Genomic DNA, 24441 nt, shown 5'->3' with positions numbered 1-24441 from the left:
TCGCCCCGGGGGACCAGCCTAGGCCACATCGCGGTCGCCCTTCCCGGCTTCGGACCGGTCGAAAAGCCCGCCCATCAGCAGCCCGATCTGCTCGACCGAGGTCTGACCGACGGGCTGGGGATGGGACAAGCGTCCGTGGAACATCACCGCGATGCGGTCGCACAGCGCGAACAGCTCGTCCAGGTCCTGGGACACGACCAGCACGGCGGCGCCGTCGGCCGCGAGGTCGATCAGCGCTTGGTGGATGGCGGCGGCGGCACCCGCATCCACACCCCAGGTCGGTGCCGCAGCGACCAGCAGCCGCGGCTTGTTCAGGATCTCGCGTCCGATGATGAATTTCTGCAGGTTGCCGCCCGAGAGCGAGCGCGCCTCGGCGCCATGGCCGCGCGTCGCGACCTTGAAGAGGTCAATGATGCGATCGGCGAAGGCCCGCGCCCCCTGCCCGTCGATCACCCCCGAGCGCACGAGCCCGCGGGACGCCGCCCCGCCGAGAATCGCGTTCTCCGCCAGCGTCATCTCGGGCACCGCGCCGCGGCCGAGCCGCTCCTCGGGGACGAAGGCCAGGCCGAGGGCACGCCGTGCCCTGGGGCCCAGGTGCCCGGCGGCTTGGCCTTCGATCTCGACATGGTCGGCAGCCGTGGTGCTCTCGCCGGAGAGGGCGGCCAGCAGCTCGGCTTGGCCGTTCCCGGCAACTCCGGCGATCCCCAGGATCTCGCCCGCGCGCACCTCGAAGGACACGTCCCTCAGCTCGGTCGCGAAGGGATCGTCGGAGGTCGAGGACAGGTTGCGCACCACCAGCCGCGGCGCGTGGGCGCTTTCGACGGGCTCGTGAGCCGGGACCACCAGGTCGCCGCCGATCATCATCTCGGCCAGGGTCCGCGCCGAGACGGTGCGGGGGTCGACGGCACCAACGATGCGGCCGCCGCGCAGCACCGTCGCCTGGGTGCACAGCGAGCGGATCTCCTCGAGCTTGTGGCTGATATAGAGGATCGTCACCCCCTCATCGGCGAGCTGGCGCAGGGTCTCGAAAAGGCGCGAGACCTCCTGCGGGGTCAGGACGGAGGTAGGCTCGTCCATGATCAGCAGCTTGGGCTCCTGCAGCAGGCAGCGAAGGATCTCGACCCGCTGCCGCTCCCCCACGGAGAGGGAGAAGACATGGCGGTCGGGGTCGACATCGAGCCCGTATCGCTTTGAGACCTCGCGAATGCGCGCCGCAAGATCCCTCGGACGCGGTGCCGAATCGAGGCCTAGCGCGATGTTCTCCGCCGCCGTCAGGCTCTCGAAGAGTGAGAAGTGCTGGAAGACCATGCCGATGCCGAGGCGCCGGGCGTCGGCGGGGCTTGCGATGGTGACCGGCCGGCCCTCCCAGAGCAACGTGCCGGAGTCCGCCTTCAGGACGCCGTAGATGATCTTGACCAGCGTGCTCTTGCCCGCGCCGTTCTCCCCCAGGAGGGCATGGATCTCCCCGGGATCCAGCACGAGGTCAACATGGTCGTTGGCGAGGGTGCCCGGAAATCCCTTGGTGATGCCGCGCGCTTCGAGCCTTGGAACGGGCCGCTCCTGGGAGCCGGCATTGGGAAAGGTCAATCTGCACTCCTGACAGAGGGCGCCAGCGGCCCGCGTACCATAGCGTCACGCCGTTGCGATGCAAACCAAGAGCCGCAGCCCCGCGCCTCGTCACGCCGCGCGGGCGCCGGTCGCTCCCAGCCCCGCTGCCGCTTTGAAGGGCGATTGCCGCCCGGGATGCGTCTGCCGCCGCGCGCCCGACCCGTTGCACCTGGAACTTTGACGCACCGGCGGGGACGGCGCACAGTGCTGCCTGTCCTGGCGTTCCAGGAGGGAATTCGGGAGCGGCGCCGCGACCCGACACCGGAATCAGGGGCGAGCACACCGAGGCGAGCACATCGGGAGCGAGCAGATGGGCATCCGCGTTTGCATCGCTGGCGCCACCGGCTGGGTCGGACGCGAGCTGGTGAGCGCCGTCATGGCGGCGCCGGATCTGAGCCTGTCGGGCGCAGTGGCCCGCGGAGCCGCTGGAGCCGCGCTCGGCGGCGTGATCGTGGCGCCGACGCTGGGCGAGGCGCTCGGCGCGCCGAGCGACGTGGTGGTCGACTACACCAAGCCGGACGCCGTGAAGGCGCATGTGCTGACGGCGCTCGCGCACGGGTGCCACGTCGTGATCGGCACTTCCGGGCTGACCGCGGAGGACTATGCCGAGATCGACGAGGCGGCGCGCAGGGCCGGGCGCGGCGTCGTCGCCGCCGGGAACTTCTCGGTCACGGCGGCTCTGATGCAGCGCTTCACGCTGATCGCGGCGGCCTTCGTTCCAGATGTCGAGGTGATCGACTACGCCGGAGCATCCAGGCCGGACGTGCCCAGCGGCACGGCGCGAGAGCTGGCGGAGCGGCTCGAGAGCGCCCGCTGCGGCCTCGGCACCGCCCGGCCGATCGACGGGCTGCACGGCCCGGCGAACGTGCGGGGCGCATCCGTCCGGGGCACGCGCGTTCATTCGCTGCGCCTGCCGGGCTACGTGCTGTCCTGCGAGGCGGTGCTGGGGCTGTCCGGCGAAAGGCTCACCATCCGGCACGACGCCGGGTCCGGCGCGGAGCCCTACGTCGCGGGGACGCTCCTGGCGATCCGCCGGGCGCCCGACGTGACCGGGCTCGTGCGCGGTATGGACCGGCTGATGTTCGGCGATTTCTGATCGGGAAGTACGGACGGGGCAGCGGGTTCCGCTGCCCCGTCCGGCATACCTGCCCGCTCAGGACTTGCCGCGCTTTCCGCCCTCGCCCGCCGTTGCGGTCTCGCGCCGCTCGGTCCTGCTCCCCTCGGCATCCCTCAGGGTCTCGGCGCTCTCGCGGGCGGACTTGCCCGACGGCTCGTGGCCGACGACCTCGTCCGCGTCCGGCGGCGTCCCGGCCTCGGCGTCGGGATCGTTGATCGAGACGTGGCGGTGGTAGTTGTCCAGGGTCGGGGCCCGGCGCAGGTCGGAGCGCGGCATACCCGAGATCCGCTCCTGGGAATCGGCGTGCCAGCGGCTTCCGACCAGGAACCCGATGCCGAAGGCGGCGACCGCCAGGATCGCGGCGCCGGTGCCGATCCCCGCGGTCGTTCCCACCCACTCCCGCGCGTCGTCGGCATAGTGTCGCATGCCCTGGTCCTCGCGCCGGTAGCTCTGCTGCCCGACATAGCGCTGCTCGCCGTAGCCTTGCTCGCCATAGCCCTGGCCACCATAGTTCTGGCCGCCGTAGTTCTGGCTGCCGTAGTTCTGACTGCCCTGGCCATAGTCACGCCCATAATCGCGGTCGTAGTAGCCGCCACGCGGGTAGTCGCGGTCCCGCACGTCATCGGAAGCGCCGTAGTAACCCTCGTCGGGGTAGCGGCGGTGTTCGTCCTGATGGCCGTATTGGCGGCCGTAATCGGAACCGTACTGGGACATGGTGCTTCCTTTCCTTCGCTCTCTTGCTTGCTCTGGTTTGGTCTACGCGTAAATCAGCCGTTCACGACGGTGCCGCCGTTGGGATGGAGGGTCTGGCCGGTGACGTAGCTCGCGTCCTCGCTCGCCAGGAAGACGATGCAGGTCGCGACCTCGGCCGGCTGGCCGGCGCGCTTCAGAGGCACGTCCGTTCCAAACTCGGCGACCTTGTCCGCCGGGAAGGTCGAGGGGATCAGCGGCGTCCAGATCGGGCCCGGGGCTACCGCGTTCACGCGGATGCCCTTCTCGGCGAGCGATTGCGAGAGGGCACGCGTGAAGGACACGATCGCGCCCTTGGTCGAGGAATAGTCGAGAAGCTGCGGGTTGCCCTTGTACGCGGTGACAGAGGCCACGTTCACGATGGCCGCGCCCTCGCCCAGGCGCGGCAGCGCCGCCTTGGTCATGAAGAACATCCCGAAGATGTTCGTGCGGAAGGTCCGCTCGAGCTGCTCGGCGCTGATCTTCTCCAGCGATTCCTGGGGATGCTGCTCGGCTGCGTTGTTCACGAGCACATCCAGCCGGCCGAGCTCTCTGACCGCCTGCTCGACGGCGCCGCGGCAGAAGTTCTCGTCGCCGATATCGCCCCTGACGGTGATGCAGCGGCGCCCCTCGGCCTCGACCTCCCGGCGCGCGTCGGCGGCATCCCTGTCCTCGCTGAGATAGACGATCGCGATATCCGCCCCCTCGCGCGCGAGATGGACGGCTGCCGCGCGGCCGATGCCGCTGTCCCCACCGGTGATCAGGGCGACCTTTCCCTCGAACTTGCCTGAGCCGCGATAGCCCGCGCGGATGGTGACGGGCTCGGGCGTCATCTGGCGCTCGCTTCCGGGCCTGCGGTCCTGATGCTGCGGCGGGTTCTTCTGCGGTTCGGCTGCCATAGACAATCCGTCGAAAAGGCGTTGGGTTCCTGCGCTCAACAGCCCGGCCCCAGAGGCGTCACGGTTGGCCGCGCGATCTTTCGGGCGACCGCGCGTTGGTTCCTGACTGACATCCGGATGGAGGAACCATGTCCAATCCGCGCGACCAGATGCCGCCGGCGGGCCCGACGGACGCCTATCCCGACATCCGCGGCGCCGGCCCCGAGGAGACGACCCAGGACGCGATCGTGCGGATCGCGGCTGCGCTCGAGGGCCTGCTCCTGGAGGTGCGGGGCATCCGCGCCCATCTCGGCGTGCCCGAGCCCAAGCCGCCGAAGGCCCCGACCCCCGAATGGCCGCCAAAGGTGGAGACCTGACGGCCCGGGGATGTTCGAGCTGACCTTCCTGGGCACAGGGGCGAGCGTGCCCTCTGCTGCGCGGAACGTCTCGGCCCTGCTGGTGGAGCAGGGTGGACGCCGCTTCCTCGTCGATTGCGGCGAGGGCACCCAGCGCCAGATCATGGCCGCGGGGGTCGGCTTCCGCCGGCTCGATACCGTGCTGCTGACGCATGGCCATCTCGACCACATCCTGGGCCTTGGCGGGCTCGCCGGCACGCTGAACCTGTGGCAGGCGGTCGAGCGCCTGCGCATCCTGGCCGGGCCGGCCCCGCTCGAGCTGGCGCGGCGCCTTCTGCTTGATGTCGTCTGGCCGGGCGGCAGGCCCGGCCGGCTGGCGCTGGAGTTCGTGCCGATCGCCCCCGGACCGCTGATCGAAGACGGGCGGTTCCGCCTGTCGGCCTTTCCGGTGCGGCATGCCGCCCCCGATTGCCTGGGCTTCCGCTTCGATCTGCTGCCGCACCGCCCGCTGCTGGCCGACCGCCTGGCCGAGCTCGGCGTGCCGCCGGGACCCGAGCGCTCGCGCCTGGCGCGCGGCGAGGCGGTTCGCCTGCCCGATGGCCGCCGCGTGGACCCGGAAGCCGTCACCGGCCCGCCGCAGGGCGGCGTCTCGGTGGCGGTGGTGGGCGACGCGGAAACCGTCGACGATCTCGTCGAGCACGTCCGCGGCGCGGATCTCCTGGTCATCGAGGCCAGCTTCATGGCGGCCGATGCCGAGCAGGCGCGTGCCCACAGCCATCTGACCGTTGCCGACGCGGTGAATCTCGCCCGTGCGGCCGGCATCGGGCGGCTGTGCCTGAACCACCAGTCCTCGCGCTATCGCGAGGGCGCGGTGGCGGCGGAGGCGGCCGCCCTCTTCCAGGGAGCGCGGGTCGTATCCGACTTCGAGCGCGTGCGCGTGCCGTGACGCGGCCCTGAGGTGTTGTACCAGCGATACCGCCCGATGCCCGCCGGACCCCGATGCCGCTCAAGCCAGCGAAGCCGCCCGTCACCGAGACCGCCGATGGCGCACGGCGCCGCGTCGGGGTCGAACTGGAATTCACGGGGCTGGACGCCCGGACGGTCGCGGCGCTGCTGGCGGAACTCGTCGGCGGCGAGGCCGTCGAGAAGGACCCGCACGCCTTCAAGGTCGTAGGCTCGAGCCTCGGCGACATCAGCGTCGAGCTCGACATGATGGCCGCCCATCCCAAGGAGGGCGAGCCCAAGTGGAACGGGGTGCTGCGCGGACTGCTCGGACATGCCGGCAGCGTGGTGATGCCCTACGAGATGAGCTTCGCGCCGCTGCACTGGGACCGCCTCGCCGAGCTGGACGGGATCTTCGACGCGATGCGCCGCCGCGGCGCCCGCGGGACCGAAGCCAGCCTCGTCAATGCCTTCGGTCTGCACCTGAACCCCGAGATCGCCGATTGCAGCGCCGAATACCTGACGGATCACCTGAAGGCGTTCGTCGTGCTGGAGCCCTGGCTGCGCCATGCCATCCGCATCGACATCGCCCGGGAGATAGCGCCCTACATCGAGCGCTTCCCCCCGGCCTACGCCGCGCGCGTGGCCGATCCCGGCTACCGCCCGGACCTGACGGGGCTGATCGAGGACTATCTTGCCGCGAACCCGTCGCGGAACCGAAGCCTCGACATGCTGCCGGTCTTCGCATGGCTCGACCGGGACAGGATCGCATCCCGGGTTCCCGACGCCCATGTGCGGCCGCGCCCGACCTTCCATTACCGGCTGCCGAACTCGTATCTCGGAGATCCCGGCTGGAGCATCGTGCCCGACTGGAACCGCTGGATTGCAGTGGAGTGGCTGGCGGCCGATCGCGACCGGCTCGAGCGCATGGGCGCGGCTTTCGTCGAAGGCGGCTTCGCGGCTCGCGCAGCGGAATGGGTCGAGGAGACGCACGCATGGCTGCAGGCATGACCCGCGGAGCCGCGGAGGCGGCCGACGCCCGGGCCGGAACCGCCTCGACCGCGCGCCCGCTGGTCGGCGTGACGGGGTCGGACCGCGGCGGGCGCATCATGTGGGCCTGCAACCGCCTGGCCCTGTGGCGGGCAGGCGCCAGGGCGGTCCGCATCACGCCCGGTCGGCCCTTCCCGGCCGAGCGCCTGGATGCCGTGGTGGTGGGCGGAGGGGACGACATCGAGCCTTCGCTCTACGGGCTCGAGGTGACCCCCGCCGTGCGCATCGACCCCGAGCGCGACCGCATGGAGCTGCGGATGCTGGACTGCACCCGCGCCCGCGGCATACCGGTGCTGGGCATCTGCCGGGGCAGCCAGATCATCAACGTGCATCAGGGCGGCACGCTGCACCGGGACATCTACGAGGCCTACGGCAATGCGCCGAAGCTACGGACCGTGCTGCCGCGCAAGCGCGTCCGCATCGAGGCGCAAAGCCGTCTGAGGGAGCTGCTGTGCGGCCAGGAGACCTGCATGGTCAATGCGCTGCACCATCAGTCGGTGGACCGGCTGGGCTCCGGCTTGGTCGTCGCGGCCCTCGACCAGGTCGGCATCGTGCAGGCGGTCGAGGGGACCGGTCCCGGCTTCCTGATCGGCGTGCAGTGGCATCCGGAATTCCTCGTGGCGGATTCCTGTCAGCAGAACCTGTTCCGCTCGCTCGTTGCCGCCGCTGTCGGCGAACGCCTCGCCGTGAGCGCGTGACGCCGGCGCCCGGACGTGCTGAAACGGAGCGGCCATGGCCGCTCTCCTCGCGATCCTCGCATCGCTCCTCTGGGGCTCTGCCGACTTCCTCGGCGGCCTCGCGAGCCGGAAGATCTCCGCCGTCCCGGTCGTCCTGCTGGTGCAGTCCGCCGGCGTCGCGCTGCTGCTCCCCGCCGCCCTCGCGCTGCCGCCGGCCATGGCGCCCGGTGCGCCCCTGCTCGGGTGGGAGGCGCTCGGCTGGGGCGTCGGAGCCGGTCTCGCGAACCTCGCCGGGCTGACGCTTCTCTATGCTGCCCTGTCCATCGGCAGGATGAGCGTTGTGGCACCGATCACCGCAACCTGCGCCATCGTACTGCCGACCCTGGTCGGACTCTCCCTGGGCGAGCGACCCGGCGGCACCGCACTGGCCGGGGTCACGCTCGCGCTGGTCGCCGTGGTCCTGATCGGCCAGGAAGGCAGTCCGGACGACGGGGACAGGGCCGGCCGACGCCCGATCCTTATGGCGCTCGGCTCCGGCATCGGCTTCGCGGCCTTCTATCTGTGCCTGCGCAACGCGGGCAATGGGTCCGGTCTCTGGCCGCTCGTCGTGGCCCGGGGAACGGCGGTGTTGCTGCTCGCCGGAGCTGCCCCGCCCCTGCTCCGCGCGGCACGGCATGGCGCGCATCTCCGACCCGCTCTGGCCTGGGGCACGGCCGCCGGTGTGGTCGACGCCGGAGCAAACATCCTGGCCTTCTTCGCCCTCCAGCAGGGGCCGCTCAGCCTGGTGGCGGCGCTCACCTCGCTGTATCCCGCCAGCACCCTCGCGCTGGCTCGCCTGATCCTGCGCGAGCGGCTGCGCGGCATCCAGGCAACGGGCCTGGCGCTCGCGGCAACTGCCGCAGTTCTGATCGCAGGCTAACTAACAGAAATCGAACAATTGAATTGTTGACGATACGCCGAGCGCGTGTATTCTGTCCCGGAGAGAGGCAAGAAATTACTCATTGCAGTAATTTAATTGCACATGCCTGCCGGACAAGCGCAGATGTCAAAGCATACCGAAGGGCACCGGTATCGTTTTCTCCACCCTCAGGACTATGTGATCCTGGGGCTTGGCGCTGCGGTTGGCGCCGTCTTCGTGCTCGGAACCTATATCTGGATCCACGCCTTCTGAGCGACCTCAGTCCTGCCTCAGCCGGGCATAGACGTCGCCGGAGCCGTCACCGGCCTTCAGACGCGAAAGCCAGGTCGCCAAATCGTCCGCCCTGACCCAATCCTGAAGCTCGAGCCGCTTCGTTTCGCCCCGGGAGACGTTGAACCTGTAGTCGCCCAGGGCGCCGAGCCGCTCTATGCAGGCCAGCGCCATGTCGCGCGTGACCGCGATGTACTCGAAGGACAGGCAGCGAAGCGGGCGCGAAAGCCCGGCCAGGACCTGCTCCTCGAAGCCCTCGACATCGATCTTGCAGAAGGCCGGCTCGCCATGCGCCGCGATCAGCGCATCGAGGGTGGTCACCGGAACCTCGACCGTCTCGTCCCAGCCTTCGCGCGGGAATGACGCATCGTGCCAGACCGCGGCAATCCAGTCGTCCGACAGGGTCGAGAGCGTGGGATAGCGGCGGTTGATGCGGAGCATCGCAAGCCCCGGCGCCGCCCCCGCCGCCCCTTCCACGACGGAGACACGGGCATTGTCCCCATAGAGGCGGCGCAGCACCGTGGCGAAGTCCGGCTGGGGCTCCACCGCGACAACCCGCGCCCCAAGGGCCAGGAAGGCTGCGATGCGATCGCCCATATGGGCACCGACGTCGAAGCAGAGGTCGCCGGACTTCACGAACTGCGCGTAGAAGGCCCGGGAGCGCCGCAGGAACCGCGGGTCCACCCTGTAGATCCAGGCCGAACGTGCCAGCCCGACGGCCCGACTGACGATCCCCGCCATGCGCCCTCCCGGTCCCTTTCCATTTTACCAGCAAAGGGCCGCCGGCGAGAGCGCGGAGCTTGTATCCCAAAGACAAAAGCCCCGGCACGAGGCCGGGGCTTTCCTTTAGGCTACCTGCAACCGCGCGATCAGGCGGACTTACGCTGGGCCCGGCGCTCGGGCTCCTTGCGGCCTTCGACGACGTCGCGGTCGACGATCACTGCCTCGACGCCGTCCATGGCAGGCAGCTCGAACATGGGATCGAGCAGCACGGTCTCGAGGATCGAGCGCAGCCCGCGCGCGCCGGTCTTGCGCTCGATCGCCTTCCCGGCGACCGCCGAGAGCGCGTCGTCCGTGAACTCGAGGTCGATATTCTCGAGCTCGAATAGGCGCTGGTACTGCTTGACCAGAGCGTTCTTGGGCTTGGTCAGGATCTCGATCAGCGCCGCCTCGTCCAGGTCCTCCAGGGTCGCGACCACCGGCAGGCGGCCGACGAATTCCGGGATCAGGCCGAACTTCAGCAGGTCCTCGGGCTCGACCTCGCGGAGCACGTCGCCCGTGCGCCGCTCGTCGGGGCCTCGGACCTCGGCGCCGAAGCCGATCGAGGTGCCCTTGCCGCGCTGGGCGACGATCTTGTCGAGGCCAGCGAAGGCGCCGCCGCAGATGAACAGGATGTTCGAGGTGTCGACCTGGATGTAGTTCTCGCCGGGATGCTTGCGGCCGCCCTGGCGCGGCACCGAGCAGACCGTCCCCTCGATGATCTTGAGCAGGGCCTGCTGCACGCCCTCGCCCGAGACGTCGCGGGTGATCGAGGGGTTGTCGGACTTGCGCGAGATCTTGTCGATCTCGTCGATGTAGACGATTCCGCGCTGGGCCTTGTCGACGTCGAAATCGGCGGCCTGGAGCAGCTTCAGGACGATGTTCTCGACGTCCTCGCCGACATAGCCGGCCTCGGTCAGCGTCGTCGCGTCGGCGACCGCAAAGGGCACGTCGATGATCCGCGCCAGCGTCGAGGCCAGCAGCGTCTTGCCCGAGCCCGTCGGGCCCAGGATCAGGACGTTGGACTTCGCGATCTCGACGTCGTTGCGCCCGGCCGAGGCGTTCTGGGCGAGCCGCTTGTAGTGGTTGTGCACCGCTACGGCCAGAACCTTCTTGGCATGCGCCTGGCCAACCACGTACTCGTCGAGGGTCGCCGCGATCTCGCGTGGCGTCGGAACGCCAGCAACGGACGCGGACGAGGCACCCTTGTCCTCCTGGACGATGTCCATGCAGACGTCGACGCACTCGTTGCAAATGAACACCGTCGGTCCGGCGATCAGCTTTGCGACTTCGCGCTGGCTCTTACCGCAGAAGGAGCAGTAGAGGGTCTGGTTGGATTGGTTCTGAGTCATATCCGAGCTGTTGCGTCGTCCTGGTGCGAGGTCGCCGCCCGAAGGCGACGGAGAGGCGGATCGCCACGCTGGATCAGCGTATACCCACAATGTAGGTTGCCCGCCCAGGAGTTAACAGCTCTTTAGGGCTACGACACGATACGCGGCCCCAATTCAACTCCGGACGGCCCCCTGCCTGGGGCTGCGACATGCTGTGACATATGGTGTCACCAGATCGTCCGGGCCAGATGCTCTCCGCGACCGACCATCGCTGCGAAGCAGCGGCGCGCCGTCGCCTCGTCCGTCCAGCCCGGATCGGCTGCCCGGGCCAGCCCGTCCGGCGTGTCCGGGGCGCCGTCCTCCGCCACCCGGTCGGGATCGAGCGGATAGAGCCGCCCGGCGCGCCGTTCGACCACGGCCCAGCGCCCCTCTCCCTCGACCAGAAGGAAGCTTCCGCCCTCTTCGACGATCCTGATTGCCGCCATGACGCCCCTCGACCTGCTGCCGCGTCAACCGGCGGGCAGGCGGAAGGTCACGGAGAATTGACCATCCGGCGGTGAGGCCCCGCCCCCGCGGACCCGACCCTGGACCGCATGGGGAGCCCGCCGCGCCGGCTACTCGATCGGACGCAGCACGACCTGGAGGCGGCCGCCGTCGCGCGCGTCGGTCCAGGTCCCGGCAAGGCGGCCGTCGTGCCGCGGGCGGAAGCGCAGCACGTTCCGGCCGGGCTCGTCGAAGACCAGCTCCTCGCCGTCGAGCCGGCCGATGCGCTGGTTCGTCTCCGGCTTCTGGTCGGGATCCACGCCGGCCCCGAGCGTGTAGGTTGCCCGTACGCGCTCGCCGTCGACCGCGTCGATGCTCAGCATCACCTCGCGGCCGTTGAGGTAATAGCCGTACCAGCGCCGCTCCAGGGGGCTGCGGGTGCGAACCGCCGCCAGCGAGATGCCCGGGGTGGACGCCGCTGGCGACAGCATCTCGGCCGCGGGCTTGGCGCCCCAGGGCTGCTCGCAGTCCGCGGGGGACGGCGTGCGTCCCTCCTCCGCGAAACGCAGGATGCAGGACCCATACCGCCTCGCGAAAAGCCCCGTCGCGCCGGCATTGTGGCCCGGCAGCTCGGCGGGCTGGTCGATGATCAGGGCCTCGACCCCCTCGGCCGCCAGAATCTCGCCCGAGCGGTCGGCCCGCCCGCCGGGGTCGAAGTCGTCGCCTTGGAAGAAGAACAGTGCGACCTTGGCCCGGCGGACCTCGCGCAGCACGTTGTAGAGCTGCGTCGCGTTCATACGCCAGGTCGAGAAGGCCTCCGAGTGGTTACCGAACGCCGCCGGGGCCGTCGCTACCACCGCGTCAACGGCTTCGCTTCGGCCCGCCGCCATCAGCGACAGGAAGGCGCCGAAGGACTGGCCCGCCAGCACGACCCGCCGGTACCCCTGCGACTTCAGCGCCTCGGCCCGTGCGGCGAGCGCCTGGGAACTGGCCGGCAGCGTGTCGCCGACCCGGCGCCGCTCGAAGCGCACCACATCCCAGCCCGCATCGCGCAGCGCCCGCAGGTAGAGCGGCGAGCGCGACATCATGTCCTCGGAATCCAGCGAGCGGCCATGGCTCCACACCACGACGCCCCGCGCCTGGGCGGGCCCACGCGCAGGCGTGTCGTCGAAGGCCGGGGTGATGTTGGCGTCAAGCGCCCTGGGGGCGGAAGCCGGCAGGACCGCGAGAGCGGCGGCGAACAGGACGGGAAGAAGACGAACCACGGAAGCTCCTCGGGCGTGCCTGCGCTTCCGAGATCATGGGTCCGCGATCCTTAATCATTCCTTTCGCAATCGCAACAATTCCGATGCCGAATACGTCGTCTCAGCTCGCTTCCCGGTGGGGCTCAGCGGGCTCGTCGCCGACCACGCGCGGAACCAGCCACTCGACCGCCTCGGCGAGGGTGGAGACCCAGCCGTCGGCGGCCAGGACGCGGCGCGCGTCGTCGGCCAGGGCCGGGTCGCTCTGGGCCCCCCAGAACCCTACCAGGATCGGCACCGAGGCGCCGTAATGCCCGCGCAGGCGCCGGGCGAGCCGCCGGGCGTGGACGCTCGCCTGGGGGTCCAGGTACGAGAGGCAGATCGCCGAGACGCCGGACCGAGGGAGCGCGGAGATGGCGCGCGGCGCCACGGACTCGCAGGGCAGGACCTCGCCGAGGAGGCCACGCTCGGCCAGCGCCTGGGCCAGCATCGCGGCGGCGGCGCGGTCGAGCTCGTTGCGCGCCGCAATGCACAGGACCGACGGCCCGCGCAGGTCCGCCGCGGGCTCCTCCGCCAGCTCGTCGATCACCTGCAGGGCCCCTTCGGCCACGGCGTGCTGGACCTGCCGGCTCAGCGCGCCGCGGCGTCGGTCCTGCTCGGCGAGCTTAAGCCCCGCCAGGAGGATCTCGTCATAGACCTGGATTGTCGGGCAGTCCTCGCAGGCGGTCTCTATCACCTCGCGCGCCTCGATCACGTCCGCCGCCAGGAGCCGCTGGTAGACCCGCGCCTCGGCCGGCAGGGGCGGCGCGTCGCCCAGCATCACGTCGATGAACCTGAGCTGCGGGACGTGCCGGCCGAGAACCACGAGGCAGACGGTCAGGGGCGTCGCCAGGAGCAGCCCGACCGGCCCCCACAGCGTCGTCCAGAAGATTGCGGCCACGATGATCGCCAGTGGCGACAGGCCGGTGCTGCTGCCATAGAGCCAGGGCTCGACGACGTTGTTGCTGATGAGCTCCACCACCAGGAACAGGGCGACCGTCAGCAGCGGCAGCGTCCAGCCGGGCTCCACCGCGAAGGACAGGACGATCGGGAAGATCGCCGCGATCACCGGCCCCAGGAAGGGGATGAAGCGCAGCACCGTCGACAGCATTCCCCAGAGAAGCGGGTTGGGAATGCCGATCAGCCACAGGCCGATTCCGATCGGCAGGCCATAGGTGACGTTCACGATCAGCTGCATCAGCAGGTAGCGGCTGACCCGCTTGGCCGCGTCGTTCAGCGCCTCGGTGGTCCGGCGTAGGTCGCCCGTCCCCGCCAGGCGGATCACCCGGTCCCGCAGGTCCTCGCGCTGCAGCATGATGAAGATGAGAAAGACGACGGTGATGCCCGCCTGCGCCAGCACCGCGGCGACGGGCCCACCGAGATCGCGCAGCAGCTCGACCGGCGAGGCCTGGGGCTGCTGAATGACGACCGGGACGGGCTCGGGGCCGTTGGCGGGCAGCTGCGCCGCCGGGGCGGCCGGCGCGCCGCGGCCCGCCCCGGCCTGCTGCCTGGGCGGCGGGGGAACCGCCGGCTGCGCCGACGGGTCCTCGGACTTCAGCTCCTCGGTGATGTCGCGCACGATGGAGGTTGCGCGGTCCATGATCCCTTCGCCCGATGAAGCCTGCTTCAGGGAGCGGATCTTCATCAGGATGTTGAATTCATAGTGCTGCAGGTTGTTGGCGAGGTCGACCACCTGGTCCGCCACGACCTTGCCGATGCCCAGCAGGATCGAGAAGGCGAGCATCACAGACAGGACCGTCGAGGGCACCCGCCCGAGCCTGAGGCGTCGCAGCCGCAGCGCCAGGGGCGCGAGCACGAAGCTGAGCAGGATCGCCAGCGCCAGCGGCAGCAGGATGTCGCGCCCGAAGTAGAGCGCCAGCATCGCCACCACGAGAATCCCGAGGATCAGACCCGGCGCGGTCTTCTGGACGGGCTCGATCGTGACCGGGGTCTCAGGCACAGGCGTGCGGAAAAGTCCGGTCAAGCGGCACCCCCTGGGACGAGTTCATGGCAAACGCTGGCGTGGCTCCCGGCGCGGAAAGGACACGGCGCGGCCGGCGGGACCGCGCTGTGCACGCGACCCTTGATCCGTGATGAGGCGATCCGGGATGAGGTGATGCGGTCGGATACCTGCCGCAATCTGATCGGGAACGACGCAGCGCGCCGCGTGGCGACACCGTCCTGTCCAACACGGTCGTGCAACGCCCGTCCTTCCCGAAGAGCTTCCGGGTACTAAACAAGCGTCGCGCCGTCCTGTGCCAGGACGGCGGCCTCGGCAGTACGGAAATGGCGGGGACCCTCGGCCCCCGCCCTCCCTGAGCGCTCAGACGTCCGTACGGTCGATGTCGCTGCGGCGGGTGCGATCCGCGGTGGTCCGGCTGTCCTCGATCTCGACCTCGGTGTGCCGGACGGTATCGCGGATCTCCTGCGTCTCGGTCGCGACGTCCTTGCGGACCACGACCTCCTCGCGGACACGGGCCTCCTTGGCCACGACGGCCTCCTCGTCGGTCTCGGTCACCTCGATCGTCCGCTCCCGGAAGGCGTCGGCGGGAATCTCCGCCGCCGGGCGGTCGACGGCCCGGCGCTCCACGGTGACGGTCTCGTCGCGCAGCGTCACGCGGTCTTCCACGGGCGTCTCGACCACATGCGCGCGGACCCGCACAGAGCCGCGCTCGATCTGCCGCTTCCCGACGTGAAGCTCTTCCTCGACAACGGGGATGACTTCCTCGTCCCCGACTCCCGCCGTGGTCCCGGCCGTGGTGCCAGTGCGCCCCGCATCGACGTCCCGCATCCCGGCCGCGGCGTCGCTCAGGGTCGAGGCGTAGCGGGCGCGTTCCCCGGCCGCCTCGTCAACGCCGTAGTCGGCGCTCCCGGCCTCGTAGCCGGTCCATCCGGCCTCGCGGTAGGACGCGGCGCGCGAGCCGAGATCCACCGGCCCGTGGCGCTCGATCACGTCGAGGGCACGGTCCACATCGGCCGAGGCGACCCGGGCGATCAGCAGGGATCCGCCGCGCCGAACGCCTTCGGCGTAGATCTCGGCATCCTGCTGAGGCACGCCGAGCCGCGTCAGCGACGCGACGCGGGCGCCGCCCGAGAAGTCGCCCGCCCATCCGGAGCCGGCATTGAAGCCCGCGCCGGTGCCGCCACTTGCCGCGGTCGCAAGCGCACCGCCCTGGATGTCGATGTCGGTCTGCGAGAACCCTGCCGCGACGAGATCGTCAGAGGCGCGCCGGGCATCCTCGTGGTCGTCGTACAGCGCTACGATGGTCCTGTCGGTCATGGTCCCTTGTCCTCTTCGTCCTGGTGGGAGCGCGGCGGCGGACCGTCGCGCATGACTTCCGCCTGCTCGGCACGCAGCGTGACCGAACGCCGTTCCGTCCGTTCATGCCGCCGCCGCGTCAGGTGGATTTCTTCGCGCAGCACGAGGCGCCGGGTCACGACGACCTCCTCCTCGACCACCGGCACGATCAGCGTGTCGCCCTCCTGCCGGGTCTCGGGAACGACGTCGACCTGTCTTCCGACGGGCACCCGCCGGACCTCCACGTCCTCGCGCCACAGGTCGATCTCGACTGGCTGCTCGCGCTCCTCGACATGGACCTGGACGCGCACGCGCCCGGTCTCCACCTGCCGCTTCCTCACGGACAGGCTCTCCTCAATGAGCGCAATGCGGCCCTCGGCGCCATCGTCCGAAGGACGCTGGGCCTCGTCGCCGGTCACAGCAGCCAGATCAGCGCGAGGACGATCACGATCACCGCGAGCACTGGGACTGCCCAGCGCATGGGCGAGGCCTGCGCCGCGTAGTAGGAGCCGTCGGTCCTGCCGGTGTCGACCGTGCGCATGGTTTCCGTCTGGGTCGCAGGTCCCGTCGAGGTGGTGCTTGCCGCCATTCCGGAGACCGATGCCCCGGATCCGGGGGGCGCCGCCGGTTGCGCGGGATAGACGCCCACCTTCTCGGGGCCCGGGTTCGCTTCCCGTGGAGGATCGCTTCTGGCCATGTCGTCTCGTCCTGCTGGCTTACGGGTTCCGGGCCAACAGGGGTGCCGCCTGCGAGTTCCCTCACTCTCCAAGGGGTTGCATCGGAACGGAACCTTTCCCCGTCAATCGGGTTGGATCGCGAACAGCGCGCCGGGCCCACGCCCGCCGGTCGATCCGGCACGACCTCCTGGTGTCCCGGCCGCCTATCTCGGACGGAAGGCACGGATCATGACCGAAAGAACCTACGAGACGCGGACGGCGGGTCTCGCGGATGCGCGCGGCATCGCGGTCCGGGCCGGCACGCACCGGCGGATCTCATGGGGCGCCCTGTTCGCCGGGGTTGTCCTGGCCCTGGCGATCCAGCTCCTGCTCAGCATGCTGGGTGTCGGGGTCGGCATGACCACGATCGACCCTGCCCAGGGCGGAGCACCCGCCGCCTCGACCCTCGGGATTGGCGCGGGGATCTGGTGGACGGTCAGCTACATGATCTCGCTCGCCGTCGGCGGCTACGTCGCCGCGCGGCTAGCCGGCGTGGTCGTGCGCGGCGACGGCATGATCCACGGCGTGCTGACCTGGGCGCTTGCCCTGCTGGTCAGCGCGTTCCTGGTAAGCAGCGCGCTGAGCGCCGTGATGAGCCGGACCTTCGGGCTGCTCGGCAACATTGCCGGCAGCGCCGGCCAGGCGGTCCAGCAGGCTGCGCCCGATGCCGCCTCCGCACTGCCGACTCCAGACCGCCTGCGCAGCATGGCCGGCGACCTCCTTCGCCCGGGCGACCAGCCGCAGGGCGGCGATGCGCAGTCCCGCCTGACGGACGCGCTGGGCCGCATGGCGAGCGGCCAAGGCGGCGCGGATCAGGCCCGCGAGGAGGCAATCACCGTGATCTCGGAGCAGGCGCAGGTCAGCCGCGACGTGGCGACCCAGCGCGTGCAGCAGATCGAGGGACAGTTCCAGCAGCTTCGCGGCCAGGCGACCCAGGCCGCCGAGACAACCACCGACGCCCTCTCCTCGGCCGGGATCGGCGGCTTCATCGCGCTCCTCCTCGGCGCCCTCTCCGCGCTCTTTGGCGGACGCGCGGGCACCCGCGACCCCGAGGACGTCGTGGTCCACGGCTGACCCGAGGCGTCGAATCAGGAACGACGCCGGGCTTTGCGGCGTCGTTCCGCCTTCGTGACATCTCAGGAAATCAGTTCAAATAACCGGACGTTAAGCATTCCAATGGCTGATTGGCGCCCTCACCCGCGAGGAGCGCCATGTCCGTCCTGTGGTTCGCCGTCAGCCTCTATCTCGTATTCGCCGCCGTCGCAGTCTACGAGGCGGAGGTCGACCCCATGCCGGGCGCAGGCGTGGCCGAGATCTGCCTGGCGGCCCTGCTCTTCGCCCTTGCCGAGCCCCTGCGCTCGCTGCTGCGCCGGGTCCGGACCATCATCTGAGACCGGCAGCATATCCGCCGTCAGGCTCGATCGAGGCTGCCTATTCGGCCGCCGCGGCGCGCGCGGGATCGGCGAAGGCCAGGCGTGTCGCCGCCTGCCCACGCTCGAGCTGCCCCTCGAGCTGGCGCATCAGGGTCGCGAGGATTCGCTCCCGCGCGGCGCCGGGCACGCGCAGGCGCGCCAGCCCCCCGTGGTCCAGTACCAGCTCCAGCCCCGTCTCGTTCCGTGTCAGGGCGACGCGCAGATGCGCGCTGCCATCCTGTGGAAGGCCTTCGAGCACCTCGGCCAGCAGCTCGTCGAAGGCGAGCGCGAACGGGGTCGCGGTGTCGAGGTCCATACGCCCGACCTCGAACTCCACCGTCGTGGCGACGCTGCGCGGGGCAGCCTGGTTCGCGCACATGGCCTCGGCGAAGGCGCGCACGTCGACCTCCGCCATGTCGCCTTCGCGATAGAGCGTCCGCATCACCGCGCCCACGGCGCTGATGTGGCGGACCTGGCGCAGGAGCGGGCGCCGCGCGTCGCCCTCGGGCAGGGTCCGGGCCTGCAGGTTGCAGAGCGAAGACAGGATCTGCAGCGTGTTCCTGATCCGGTGGTGCAACTCGCGGATCAGGACCTCCTTGTCGCGGAGCAGGTTCCGCAACCGGTCCTCCGAGCGCAGACGCACGGCGACCTCGTGACCGAGGCGCTCGACCTTGTCGTTCAGCGCCATGAAGGAGGTCGAGGCCTTGATGCGGGGCCTCAGATGCAGGCAGATGCCGCCGTCCTGCCGCCAGCCCTCGACCCGGAAGTCCCGAGGCACCCCCTCGGCGTCGCGCAGCACCAGGACGCCCGGCAGCGGGCCGTCGGAGGTGGCGCAGCGCAGCAGGTAGTCGTGCAGCGAACTCTTCTCGGGATCCGCAAGGAAGTCGCCGAGCTCCTCGCCCGCGTCCTGGATGATGCCGAGCTCTCGGCGGGCCGTGCTGTTGGCGGTCAGAATCCGCCCCTGGGACGTGACCAGGAGCAGTGGCTCCGACAAGGCCTCGGCCGGGACGTACAGGTCATGCATTCGTCAGGCGCCCCCGCGGGGTCCCCGCCCGGGACCCGGTCTGCGCAGCTGGCATTGAAGCCCGCCGCCCCCGGTCCGAAACTGCTGGCCGGGTTACCAGGGAACGCGCAGAGCCCGCCTCGGTTCACCGCCCTGCCACTTCCGCGAACGATTGGGAAGAGGTTGAGCGAAGAACCGATTCCGGGTTAGGCCAAAGGTGCGAAGCGCACCTCGCGCCGCTCAATCCGGATTGCGTGCGAGCTGGGCCGGAATCGCGCGGGTTGCCGGCCGGCGCGCCGCGCCGGACGGCGCGGCGGCGCGCAGGGACGGCTTCGGGCGCGGCACTGGCGGCGTGCCGGCCTCGGATGCGGCGCCAGCGGCGCTCGCAGGAGCGACCGCCGCCGCGGGAACGATGACGGCCGGCGAGACGTCTGCCGGGGCCGGCGCAGCGGCCGAGGCGAGCGCGGTCGGCGGCACGGCCTCCGGCGCAACGGCCGTGACGGCCGGGGACGGCGCAGCAGGTGCCGGAACGGCGGCAATGGCGGGCGGCTCCGCGAAACCGGCGGGGCGTGCAGCCGCAGCCCAGGGGAGCCGCTTGAGCTGGGCGCGGTCCACGGGCCCTACCCCGATGCGGGCAAGCTCGTCGTCGCCGAACGCGTTGGCGAGCAGAACCCGAGCGCGCAGCCGATGCATGGGCTTCAGCGCCTTCCAGAGCGTTCCCGCCTCCTGGGCAGCCGGGACGCTGCCGGCCAGCGCCGCCGCGACGTACCAGCGGAGCGCCGACGGAGGATCCCAGATGAAGCCATGCCCGCGGGCATAGTTCCGCGCGACGGCCTCGGCGGCAGAGGCCTCGCCCGCCTCGGCGCGGCGAAGGAGGTCCTCCATCTCGGCGCGCAGTGGATCGAAGGCCGGTGTGGCCGCCGGCGGCGCGACGGGCGCCGCGGCAGCCGCCGTAGCTGCAGCCGGAGCCGCCTTCGCCGCGGTTGTCTTGGCCGGCCCGGCGTGGCCCTGCGGCGCTGCCGCGGTGAGGACGAGGAGAAGCAGCCCGGCGAGCGGCCGGGCAAGGGGGGCGCGGAGAGATGGCATGGGGGCGAGCATCGGGCCTGAGCGGCTTGGTTCGACCCTGGAACGGTATTGGTGCCCTGCTCAAAAGATGATTAACGGCATTGTCGCCTAGCATGTGGCCGTACGAAATCCCGGGAGTGTTGCGCCGCTGCATCGCCAGACGGTCGCACCCGGTTCGCCACCCCTTCCCGGACCCGCTATCTGGGCCGAAGACGGAATCCTGTCCTGCGCTGTTGGATGATGCGGTGAGCGGGATGTGATCGATGCCGAGCGATGGAGCCGTTAGACTGTCGGACGTTCTCGAGCCGCTTCTGAACGCGGCCGAGGGCAGCGACGAAGACGTGGAGCAGGCCGTCGGCCTAGTGGCCGAGGCTCTGGCCGCGCTCGGCGTACTGGTGGTCGAGGCGAGCGGCCAGCCGGTGCCTGGGGCCAGCGACGAGAAGGCCGTGCTCGCCGCCCTGAACACCTACGCACGCATGCTGGTGCGGCTTGGCCGCATGGACGACGCAATCGAGGTGACGCAGCTGATGACCCGCATCGGGCGGCTTGAGTCGCGCCCCCGCGATCCCCGCCCGCCCGCGCTCTGACGCCGCGCCCTGGCCACCCGCGTCGACGCCGCGGCGCCCGATCCCTCTCACCCTGCCCCCGCTGACCTCACCTTGCTGCCCTCATCTTGCCGACCCCATCTTGCCGAGAAGGAGGCCCGACCGTGACCGGACCCACGCCGATCCCGCCCGAACTGCCGGAGCCCGGCCAGCAGCCGCCAACCGAGCCTCCGCCGCTGGAACCGGGCGAGCGGGACCCGATTCCGCCGCCTCCGGCCTGACCGGCTCAGCGGAGTTCCGAGAGAAAGCGCTGGCGCCGCTGGACAAGGTAGATCGCGGGCCGGTCCACCATGTCGGTGATGACGAGGTCGAGCACGACGCGGCCGCCGGGCAGCACGTCGCCCTTGTCGAAGACGGCGAGATCGATGGGCTCGCTAGTGACGGTGGCGGTCTCGTAGGCGTCGGCGCGGATCCGCCGCTGCTCCATGCTGCCTTGGCCGAAGCTGAGGCCGTCGTCCTGGGGGCTCGGGCGGCCCGGTATCGACTGGAGCTCCAGGTCGTAGCCCGGCCAGATCTCTTCGGTCCGGTTGATCACGACCTTCCGAAGGGCGAACCCGATGTCATGTCCGCTCAGGATCCGGTTCCGCCGGGGGTTCCTGGGCGTGCGCTCCGGCGCACCGCGGATCACCAGCACCGCCTCGCCGGCGTCCGTGATCTCCTCGACCACGACGAAGGGGTCCTGGGGTGTCCCGCTGCCAGAGCCGGACAGGATGCGGAACCCGCCGAACTCGTCGCTGAAGGTGACGCCCTCGAGCGTCACGGGCTCGGCACGCGCGGACGCACCCGCGACGGTCGCGAGAATCGCCGCGAGGAGCAGGGCAAGGCTGGAGGCACGGGTCTCGGCCGCGGCGGCAAGAGTCCCGAAGCGCCGCGCCATGCATCCCCCCTGCCCCACCGACGAGGCCGGCATTAGAGCCCATGCCCGCCGGGCGCGGCAAGCCGCGGCTCCCAACCGCTGGCCGCTAGCCCTCGGCCACGGCGGGAAGCAGAGCCGCCGTTGCGTCGACGCGCAGGCACCGCGCCTGGTGCCCGGCGCCGACCGGCTCGGGTCCCGGGGCCGTCGTGGCGCAGGTTGCCGTCGCCAGGAAGCAGCGCGGCGCGAACGGGCAGCCTGGCGGCAGGTCCGCAAGATCCGGAGGCGCGCCGGGGATCGTCTCCAGCCGGGCGCCCTTGGCGAGCGCGCCGTGCGCGCGCGAGCGCAGGAGGCCGATGGTGTAGGGATGGCGGGGCCGGCGGATCACCTCGCGCATGGGGCCCGATTCCACGACGCGTCCGGCATACATGACCGCGATGCGGTCAGCGACCTCCACCGCGACGCCGATGTCGTGTGTCACGAAGATCACGGCCAGGCCGAACTCCCGCTGCAACTCGCGGACCAGCACCAGGATCTGGATCTGCACCGTCGCGTCGAGCGCCGTCGTCGGCTCGTCCGCCAGCAGGAGCTGCGGCCGGCACGAAAGCGCCAGCGCGATCATGGCGCGCTGGCGCATGCCGCCGGACATCTCGTGCGGATAGGCCTGCAGCCGCCGCTCCGGCGAAGGGATCCGCACCCTCTCGAAGAGCGCGAGGGCCCGCGCCATGGCCTCGTTGCGCGAGCAGCCGTCATGCACCATCACGGCCTCGGCTATCTGCTGCCCGAGCGTGTAGACGGGGTCGAGGGCGAGCGAGGGCTCCTGGAAGATCATGGCCGCCGTGCGGCCCCGGAAGGCGCGCAGCTCGCGCCGGCCCAGTGCGGCGACGTCCTGCCCGGCGACGCGGACCGTGCCCTCCATGCGCGATTTGCCTTCGGGGTTCAGCCGCATCAGGGCGCGCAGGGTGACGGATTTCCCGGACCCCGACTCCCCCAGAATCGCCAGCGTCTCCCCGCGCTCGACCTCGAGGTCGACGCCGCTGACGGCGGGGACCGGTTTGCCGCCGCCGGTGAAGGTGACACGCAGGTCCTTGATCTCGACGATCGGCATCGCTCACTCCGCGGCGGCGGGCGCAGCGGGCGCCCGGGGATGGCCGGACCCCGGCTCAAGCATGAGGCAGGCGGCCCGATGATCCGGACGCGCCGACGGGAGAACCGCCGCGGGAGCCGGCGTGAGGACCGGCGTGCGCCGGGCGCATGCATCGGCGACGAAGGCGCAGCGGGTGTGGAACCGGCAGCCCGGCGGCGGGTCGATGGGGTTCGGAGGATCGCCGGCGATGGGCGGGGCCTCGGTCCGGGCGTCGGGATCCATGGACGGCATGGACCGGGTCAGCGCCGCGGTGTACGGGTGCAGAGCCGCGGAGAAGAGCGCCTCTGACGGACCGATCTCGGCGACGCGGCCGAGATACATCACCATGACCCTGTCCGACACGAAGCGGACCACGTTCAGGTCATGGCTAATGAAGAGATAGGTGAGCCCGAACTCCTGCTTGAGGTCGGCCAGCAGATTCAGGACCTGCGCCTCCACCGACTTGTCGAGCGCAGAGACCGCCTCGTCGAGGATCAGGAGCCGGGGCCTGAGCGCGAGCGCCCGCGCGATGTTCACGCGCTGGCGCTGCCCGCCCGAAAGCTCGTGCGGATAGCGCCCGGCGAAGCGCGCGGGATCCAGCCCCACGCGCGCCAGCAGGTCCCGCGCTCGCTCGACCGCCTGGCGCCGGGGCACGCCATGCACGCTGGGACCGAAGGCGATGGACGCCTCGATGGTCAGGCGCGGATTCAGCGAGGCATAGCTGTCCTGGAAGACCATCTGGACCTGCCGGCGGTACTCGCGCAGCGGCAGCTCCCGCGAACCCACCTTCTCGCCGTCGAAGATCAGCTCGCCTGCGCTGGGATTGATCAAATGCATCAGGAGCCGTGCGGTGGTCGACTTCCCGCACCCGGATTCCCCCACGATCCCGAGCGTCTCGCCCTTCAGCACGTCGAAGTCCACCCCGTCCACCGCGTGCACGGCCGCCTTGGACCGGCCCAGCAATTTGCCCGGCAGGGCAAAGTGCCTGACCAGCCCGCGCACCGTGAGAAGCGGCTGTGCCGGCCCGCCCCGGCCGGACCCGGGGTCCGTGGCAGCCTGCGATCCGCCGTTCATCGCTTCACGTCCATGGCCGAGCGAAGGCCGTCCGAGAACAGGTTGAAGGCGATGGAGGTGACGAAGATCATCACCCCTGGCAGGGCCGCGACCCAGGGGTTCACGTAGATCGCCGTGCGCAGCGTGTTCAGCATCAAGCCCCACTCCGGTTCCGGGGGCCGCACGCCGAGCCCCAGGAACGAGAGGCCCGAGGCCAGGATCATGGAGACCGAGACCAGCCCAGTCGCATAGACGAAGATCGGCCCAAGCACATTCCCGAGGACATGGACGCGCACGATCGTGAAGGCGCCGGCACCCGAGGCGCGCGCGGCCTCGACGTAGTCGCGCCCGCGAACCTGGGTCGTCACCGCCTCGGCCACGCGCACGATCGGCGGCACGAACACGATGGTCAGTGACAGCAGCGCGTTGCCTAGGCCCGCGCCCAGCGCGCCCGACAGGGCGACGGCCAGCAGCACGGAGGGGAAGGCGTAGAGCACGTCGACGCTCCGCATGATCACGGTGTTGATCCGGCCACCCGCGAAACCCGCGAGGATCCCCGCCGCCGAGCCCAGGACAAAGGCGACTAGAACCGGCGTCACGCCCATCAGCAGGGACCAGCGGGCGCCGTGGATCAGGCGCGACAGCATGTCCCGGCCGAGCTCGTCCGTGCCGAGCGGGAAGCCCGCGGTGCCGATCGGCCGCAGGCGACGGAGCGTGGCGCCGCGGTACGGGTCCGCCGGGGCGACATAGTCCGCCAGCAGCGCCACCGCGACGATCGCAAGGATGACGGCCAGCGCGGCCACCGCCACCCTGTCCCGGCGCAGGCGCCGGAACACCGAGGACCAGTAGCCTTCCGAACGTTCGAAGACGGGCGCCGCCGGCCGTGTCAGCGGCAGTTGCATGACCATGGC

General features: G+C 70.6%; 27 protein-coding genes. 10 read left to right on the top strand and 17 right to left on the bottom strand.

The window, feature by feature from the left end:
* Nucleotides 1-18: 18 nt before the first annotated feature.
* A complete protein-coding gene (locus JUB13_RS12390; protein WP_207479238.1) occupies nucleotides 19-1587 on the bottom strand; it encodes an ABC transporter ATP-binding protein in 1569 nt (522 codons plus the stop codon).
* A 331-nt stretch (nucleotides 1588-1918) separates the two neighbouring features.
* On the opposite strand from JUB13_RS12390, the gene dapB reads away from it, so the two are divergent.
* A complete protein-coding gene (gene dapB, locus JUB13_RS12385; RefSeq protein WP_207479237.1) occupies nucleotides 1919-2704 on the top strand; it encodes a 4-hydroxy-tetrahydrodipicolinate reductase in 786 nt (261 codons plus the stop codon).
* A gap of 57 nt (nucleotides 2705-2761) precedes the next feature.
* Here dapB and JUB13_RS12380 read toward each other — a convergent pair whose 3' ends face one another.
* Both JUB13_RS12380 and JUB13_RS12375 read right to left on the bottom strand, forming a co-directional pair.
* Complete coding sequence (locus JUB13_RS12380) at nucleotides 2762-3439, bottom strand: hypothetical protein (RefSeq protein WP_207479236.1); 678 nt, start codon at nucleotides 3437-3439, stop codon at nucleotides 2762-2764.
* 53 nt (nucleotides 3440-3492) lie between these two features.
* Nucleotides 3493-4353: an SDR family oxidoreductase gene (locus JUB13_RS12375; protein WP_207479234.1), complete on the bottom strand. Its 861-nt coding sequence runs from the start codon at nucleotides 4351-4353 to the stop codon at nucleotides 3493-3495.
* A 128-nt stretch (nucleotides 4354-4481) separates the two neighbouring features.
* On the opposite strand from JUB13_RS12375, the gene JUB13_RS12370 reads away from it, so the two are divergent.
* The 6 genes from JUB13_RS12370 to JUB13_RS31820 all read left to right on the top strand — a co-directional run bounded on the left by JUB13_RS12370 (nucleotide 4482) and on the right by JUB13_RS31820 (nucleotide 8528).
* On the top strand, nucleotides 4482-4709 hold the full coding sequence (locus JUB13_RS12370; RefSeq protein WP_207479233.1) for a hypothetical protein: 228 nt from the start codon (nucleotides 4482-4484) through the stop codon (nucleotides 4707-4709).
* Between the two features lie 10 nt (nucleotides 4710-4719).
* Nucleotides 4720-5634 carry an MBL fold metallo-hydrolase gene (locus JUB13_RS12365; protein WP_207479232.1) on the top strand — a complete coding sequence of 305 codons (915 nt, stop codon included), beginning with the start codon at nucleotides 4720-4722 and terminating at the stop codon, nucleotides 5632-5634.
* Between the two features lie 53 nt (nucleotides 5635-5687).
* Nucleotides 5688-6641, top strand: coding sequence for an amidoligase family protein (locus JUB13_RS12360; protein ID WP_207479231.1), 954 nt, complete (start codon nucleotides 5688-5690; stop codon nucleotides 6639-6641).
* Nucleotides 6626-7378 carry a gamma-glutamyl-gamma-aminobutyrate hydrolase family protein gene (locus tag JUB13_RS12355; protein ID WP_236024914.1) on the top strand — a complete coding sequence of 251 codons (753 nt, stop codon included), beginning with the start codon at nucleotides 6626-6628 and terminating at the stop codon, nucleotides 7376-7378. The genes JUB13_RS12360 and JUB13_RS12355 overlap by 16 nt, the downstream gene beginning before the upstream one ends.
* A 34-nt stretch (nucleotides 7379-7412) precedes the next feature.
* Nucleotides 7413-8276 (top strand): DMT family transporter, encoded by an 864-nt coding sequence (locus tag JUB13_RS12350; protein ID WP_207479229.1) that lies wholly within the window; start codon nucleotides 7413-7415, stop codon nucleotides 8274-8276.
* Between the two features lie 123 nt (nucleotides 8277-8399).
* Nucleotides 8400-8528, top strand: a complete 129-nt coding sequence (locus JUB13_RS31820) for a hypothetical protein (RefSeq protein ID WP_268914362.1) — start codon at nucleotides 8400-8402, stop codon at nucleotides 8526-8528.
* Between the two features lie 6 nt (nucleotides 8529-8534).
* Here the strand turns inward: JUB13_RS31820 and JUB13_RS12345 are convergent, their stop codons facing one another.
* The 8 genes from JUB13_RS12345 to JUB13_RS12310 all read right to left on the bottom strand — a co-directional run bounded on the left by JUB13_RS12345 (nucleotide 8535) and on the right by JUB13_RS12310 (nucleotide 16394).
* A complete protein-coding gene (locus tag JUB13_RS12345) occupies nucleotides 8535-9287 on the bottom strand; it encodes an FkbM family methyltransferase (RefSeq protein WP_207479227.1) in 753 nt (250 codons plus the stop codon).
* A gap of 128 nt (nucleotides 9288-9415) precedes the next feature.
* Nucleotides 9416-10657: an ATP-dependent Clp protease ATP-binding subunit ClpX gene (gene clpX, locus JUB13_RS12340; protein WP_207479225.1), complete on the bottom strand. Its 1242-nt coding sequence runs from the start codon at nucleotides 10655-10657 to the stop codon at nucleotides 9416-9418.
* Between the two features lie 206 nt (nucleotides 10658-10863).
* Nucleotides 10864-11121 carry a hypothetical protein gene (locus JUB13_RS12335; RefSeq protein WP_207479222.1) on the bottom strand — a complete coding sequence of 86 codons (258 nt, stop codon included), beginning with the start codon at nucleotides 11119-11121 and terminating at the stop codon, nucleotides 10864-10866.
* Between the two features lie 129 nt (nucleotides 11122-11250).
* Nucleotides 11251-12384, bottom strand: a complete 1134-nt coding sequence (locus JUB13_RS12330; RefSeq protein WP_207479220.1) for an alpha/beta hydrolase — start codon at nucleotides 12382-12384, stop codon at nucleotides 11251-11253.
* Between the two features lie 100 nt (nucleotides 12385-12484).
* A complete protein-coding gene (locus JUB13_RS12325; RefSeq protein ID WP_236024913.1) occupies nucleotides 12485-14383 on the bottom strand; it encodes an AI-2E family transporter in 1899 nt (632 codons plus the stop codon).
* A 339-nt stretch (nucleotides 14384-14722) separates the two neighbouring features.
* Nucleotides 14723-15679, bottom strand: coding sequence for a YsnF/AvaK domain-containing protein (locus JUB13_RS12320; RefSeq protein ID WP_207479217.1), 957 nt, complete (start codon nucleotides 15677-15679; stop codon nucleotides 14723-14725).
* Nucleotides 15676-16116, bottom strand: coding sequence for a YsnF/AvaK domain-containing protein (locus JUB13_RS12315; RefSeq protein ID WP_328702928.1), 441 nt, complete (start codon nucleotides 16114-16116; stop codon nucleotides 15676-15678). The genes JUB13_RS12320 and JUB13_RS12315 overlap by 4 nt, the downstream gene beginning before the upstream one ends.
* A complete protein-coding gene (locus tag JUB13_RS12310; protein WP_207479212.1) occupies nucleotides 16113-16394 on the bottom strand; it encodes a hypothetical protein in 282 nt (93 codons plus the stop codon). The genes JUB13_RS12315 and JUB13_RS12310 overlap by 4 nt, the downstream gene beginning before the upstream one ends.
* Nucleotides 16395-16602: 208 nt before the next feature.
* Between JUB13_RS12310 and JUB13_RS12305 the strand changes: the two genes are divergently transcribed.
* Together JUB13_RS12305 and JUB13_RS12300 are read left to right on the top strand one after the other, a co-directional pair.
* Nucleotides 16603-17487 (top strand): hypothetical protein, encoded by an 885-nt coding sequence (locus tag JUB13_RS12305; RefSeq protein ID WP_207479210.1) that lies wholly within the window; start codon nucleotides 16603-16605, stop codon nucleotides 17485-17487.
* A 137-nt stretch (nucleotides 17488-17624) separates the two neighbouring features.
* On the top strand, nucleotides 17625-17804 hold the full coding sequence (locus tag JUB13_RS12300; protein ID WP_207479209.1) for a hypothetical protein: 180 nt from the start codon (nucleotides 17625-17627) through the stop codon (nucleotides 17802-17804).
* A 40-nt stretch (nucleotides 17805-17844) separates the two neighbouring features.
* On the opposite strand, the gene JUB13_RS12295 is transcribed toward JUB13_RS12300, so the two are convergent.
* A complete protein-coding gene (locus JUB13_RS12295) occupies nucleotides 17845-18849 on the bottom strand; it encodes a sensor histidine kinase (protein WP_207479207.1) in 1005 nt (334 codons plus the stop codon).
* Nucleotides 18850-19068: 219 nt separating this feature from the next.
* Nucleotides 19069-19914, bottom strand: a complete 846-nt coding sequence (locus JUB13_RS12290) for a hypothetical protein (protein ID WP_207479205.1) — start codon at nucleotides 19912-19914, stop codon at nucleotides 19069-19071.
* 242 nt (nucleotides 19915-20156) lie between these two features.
* On the opposite strand from JUB13_RS12290, the gene JUB13_RS12285 reads away from it, so the two are divergent.
* The gene (locus JUB13_RS12285) at nucleotides 20157-20480 is read left to right on the top strand and encodes a hypothetical protein (protein ID WP_207479201.1); all 324 of its coding nucleotides are present in this window, start codon (nucleotides 20157-20159) and stop codon (nucleotides 20478-20480) included.
* A gap of 244 nt (nucleotides 20481-20724) precedes the next feature.
* Here the strand turns inward: JUB13_RS12285 and JUB13_RS12280 are convergent, their stop codons facing one another.
* The 4 genes from JUB13_RS12280 to JUB13_RS12265 form a co-directional block, all read right to left on the bottom strand.
* Nucleotides 20725-21375, bottom strand: coding sequence for a hypothetical protein (locus JUB13_RS12280; protein ID WP_207479200.1), 651 nt, complete (start codon nucleotides 21373-21375; stop codon nucleotides 20725-20727).
* A gap of 85 nt (nucleotides 21376-21460) precedes the next feature.
* Complete coding sequence (locus JUB13_RS12275) at nucleotides 21461-22459, bottom strand: ABC transporter ATP-binding protein (protein WP_207479198.1); 999 nt, start codon at nucleotides 22457-22459, stop codon at nucleotides 21461-21463.
* A 3-nt stretch (nucleotides 22460-22462) separates the two neighbouring features.
* A complete protein-coding gene (locus tag JUB13_RS12270; protein ID WP_207479195.1) occupies nucleotides 22463-23551 on the bottom strand; it encodes an ABC transporter ATP-binding protein in 1089 nt (362 codons plus the stop codon).
* A complete protein-coding gene (locus JUB13_RS12265; RefSeq protein WP_207479193.1) occupies nucleotides 23548-24438 on the bottom strand; it encodes an ABC transporter permease in 891 nt (296 codons plus the stop codon). Before JUB13_RS12265 ends, JUB13_RS12270 begins: the two co-directional genes overlap by 4 nt.
* Between the last annotated feature and the right edge of the window lie 3 nt (nucleotides 24439-24441).

Source organism: Arenibaculum pallidiluteum, assembly GCF_017355985.1.
Lineage (GTDB): Bacteria > Pseudomonadota > Alphaproteobacteria > Azospirillales > Azospirillaceae > Arenibaculum > Arenibaculum pallidiluteum.
Note: the sequence above shows the minus strand (reverse complement) of the source record. Positions and strands in the feature narration are given on the sequence as shown.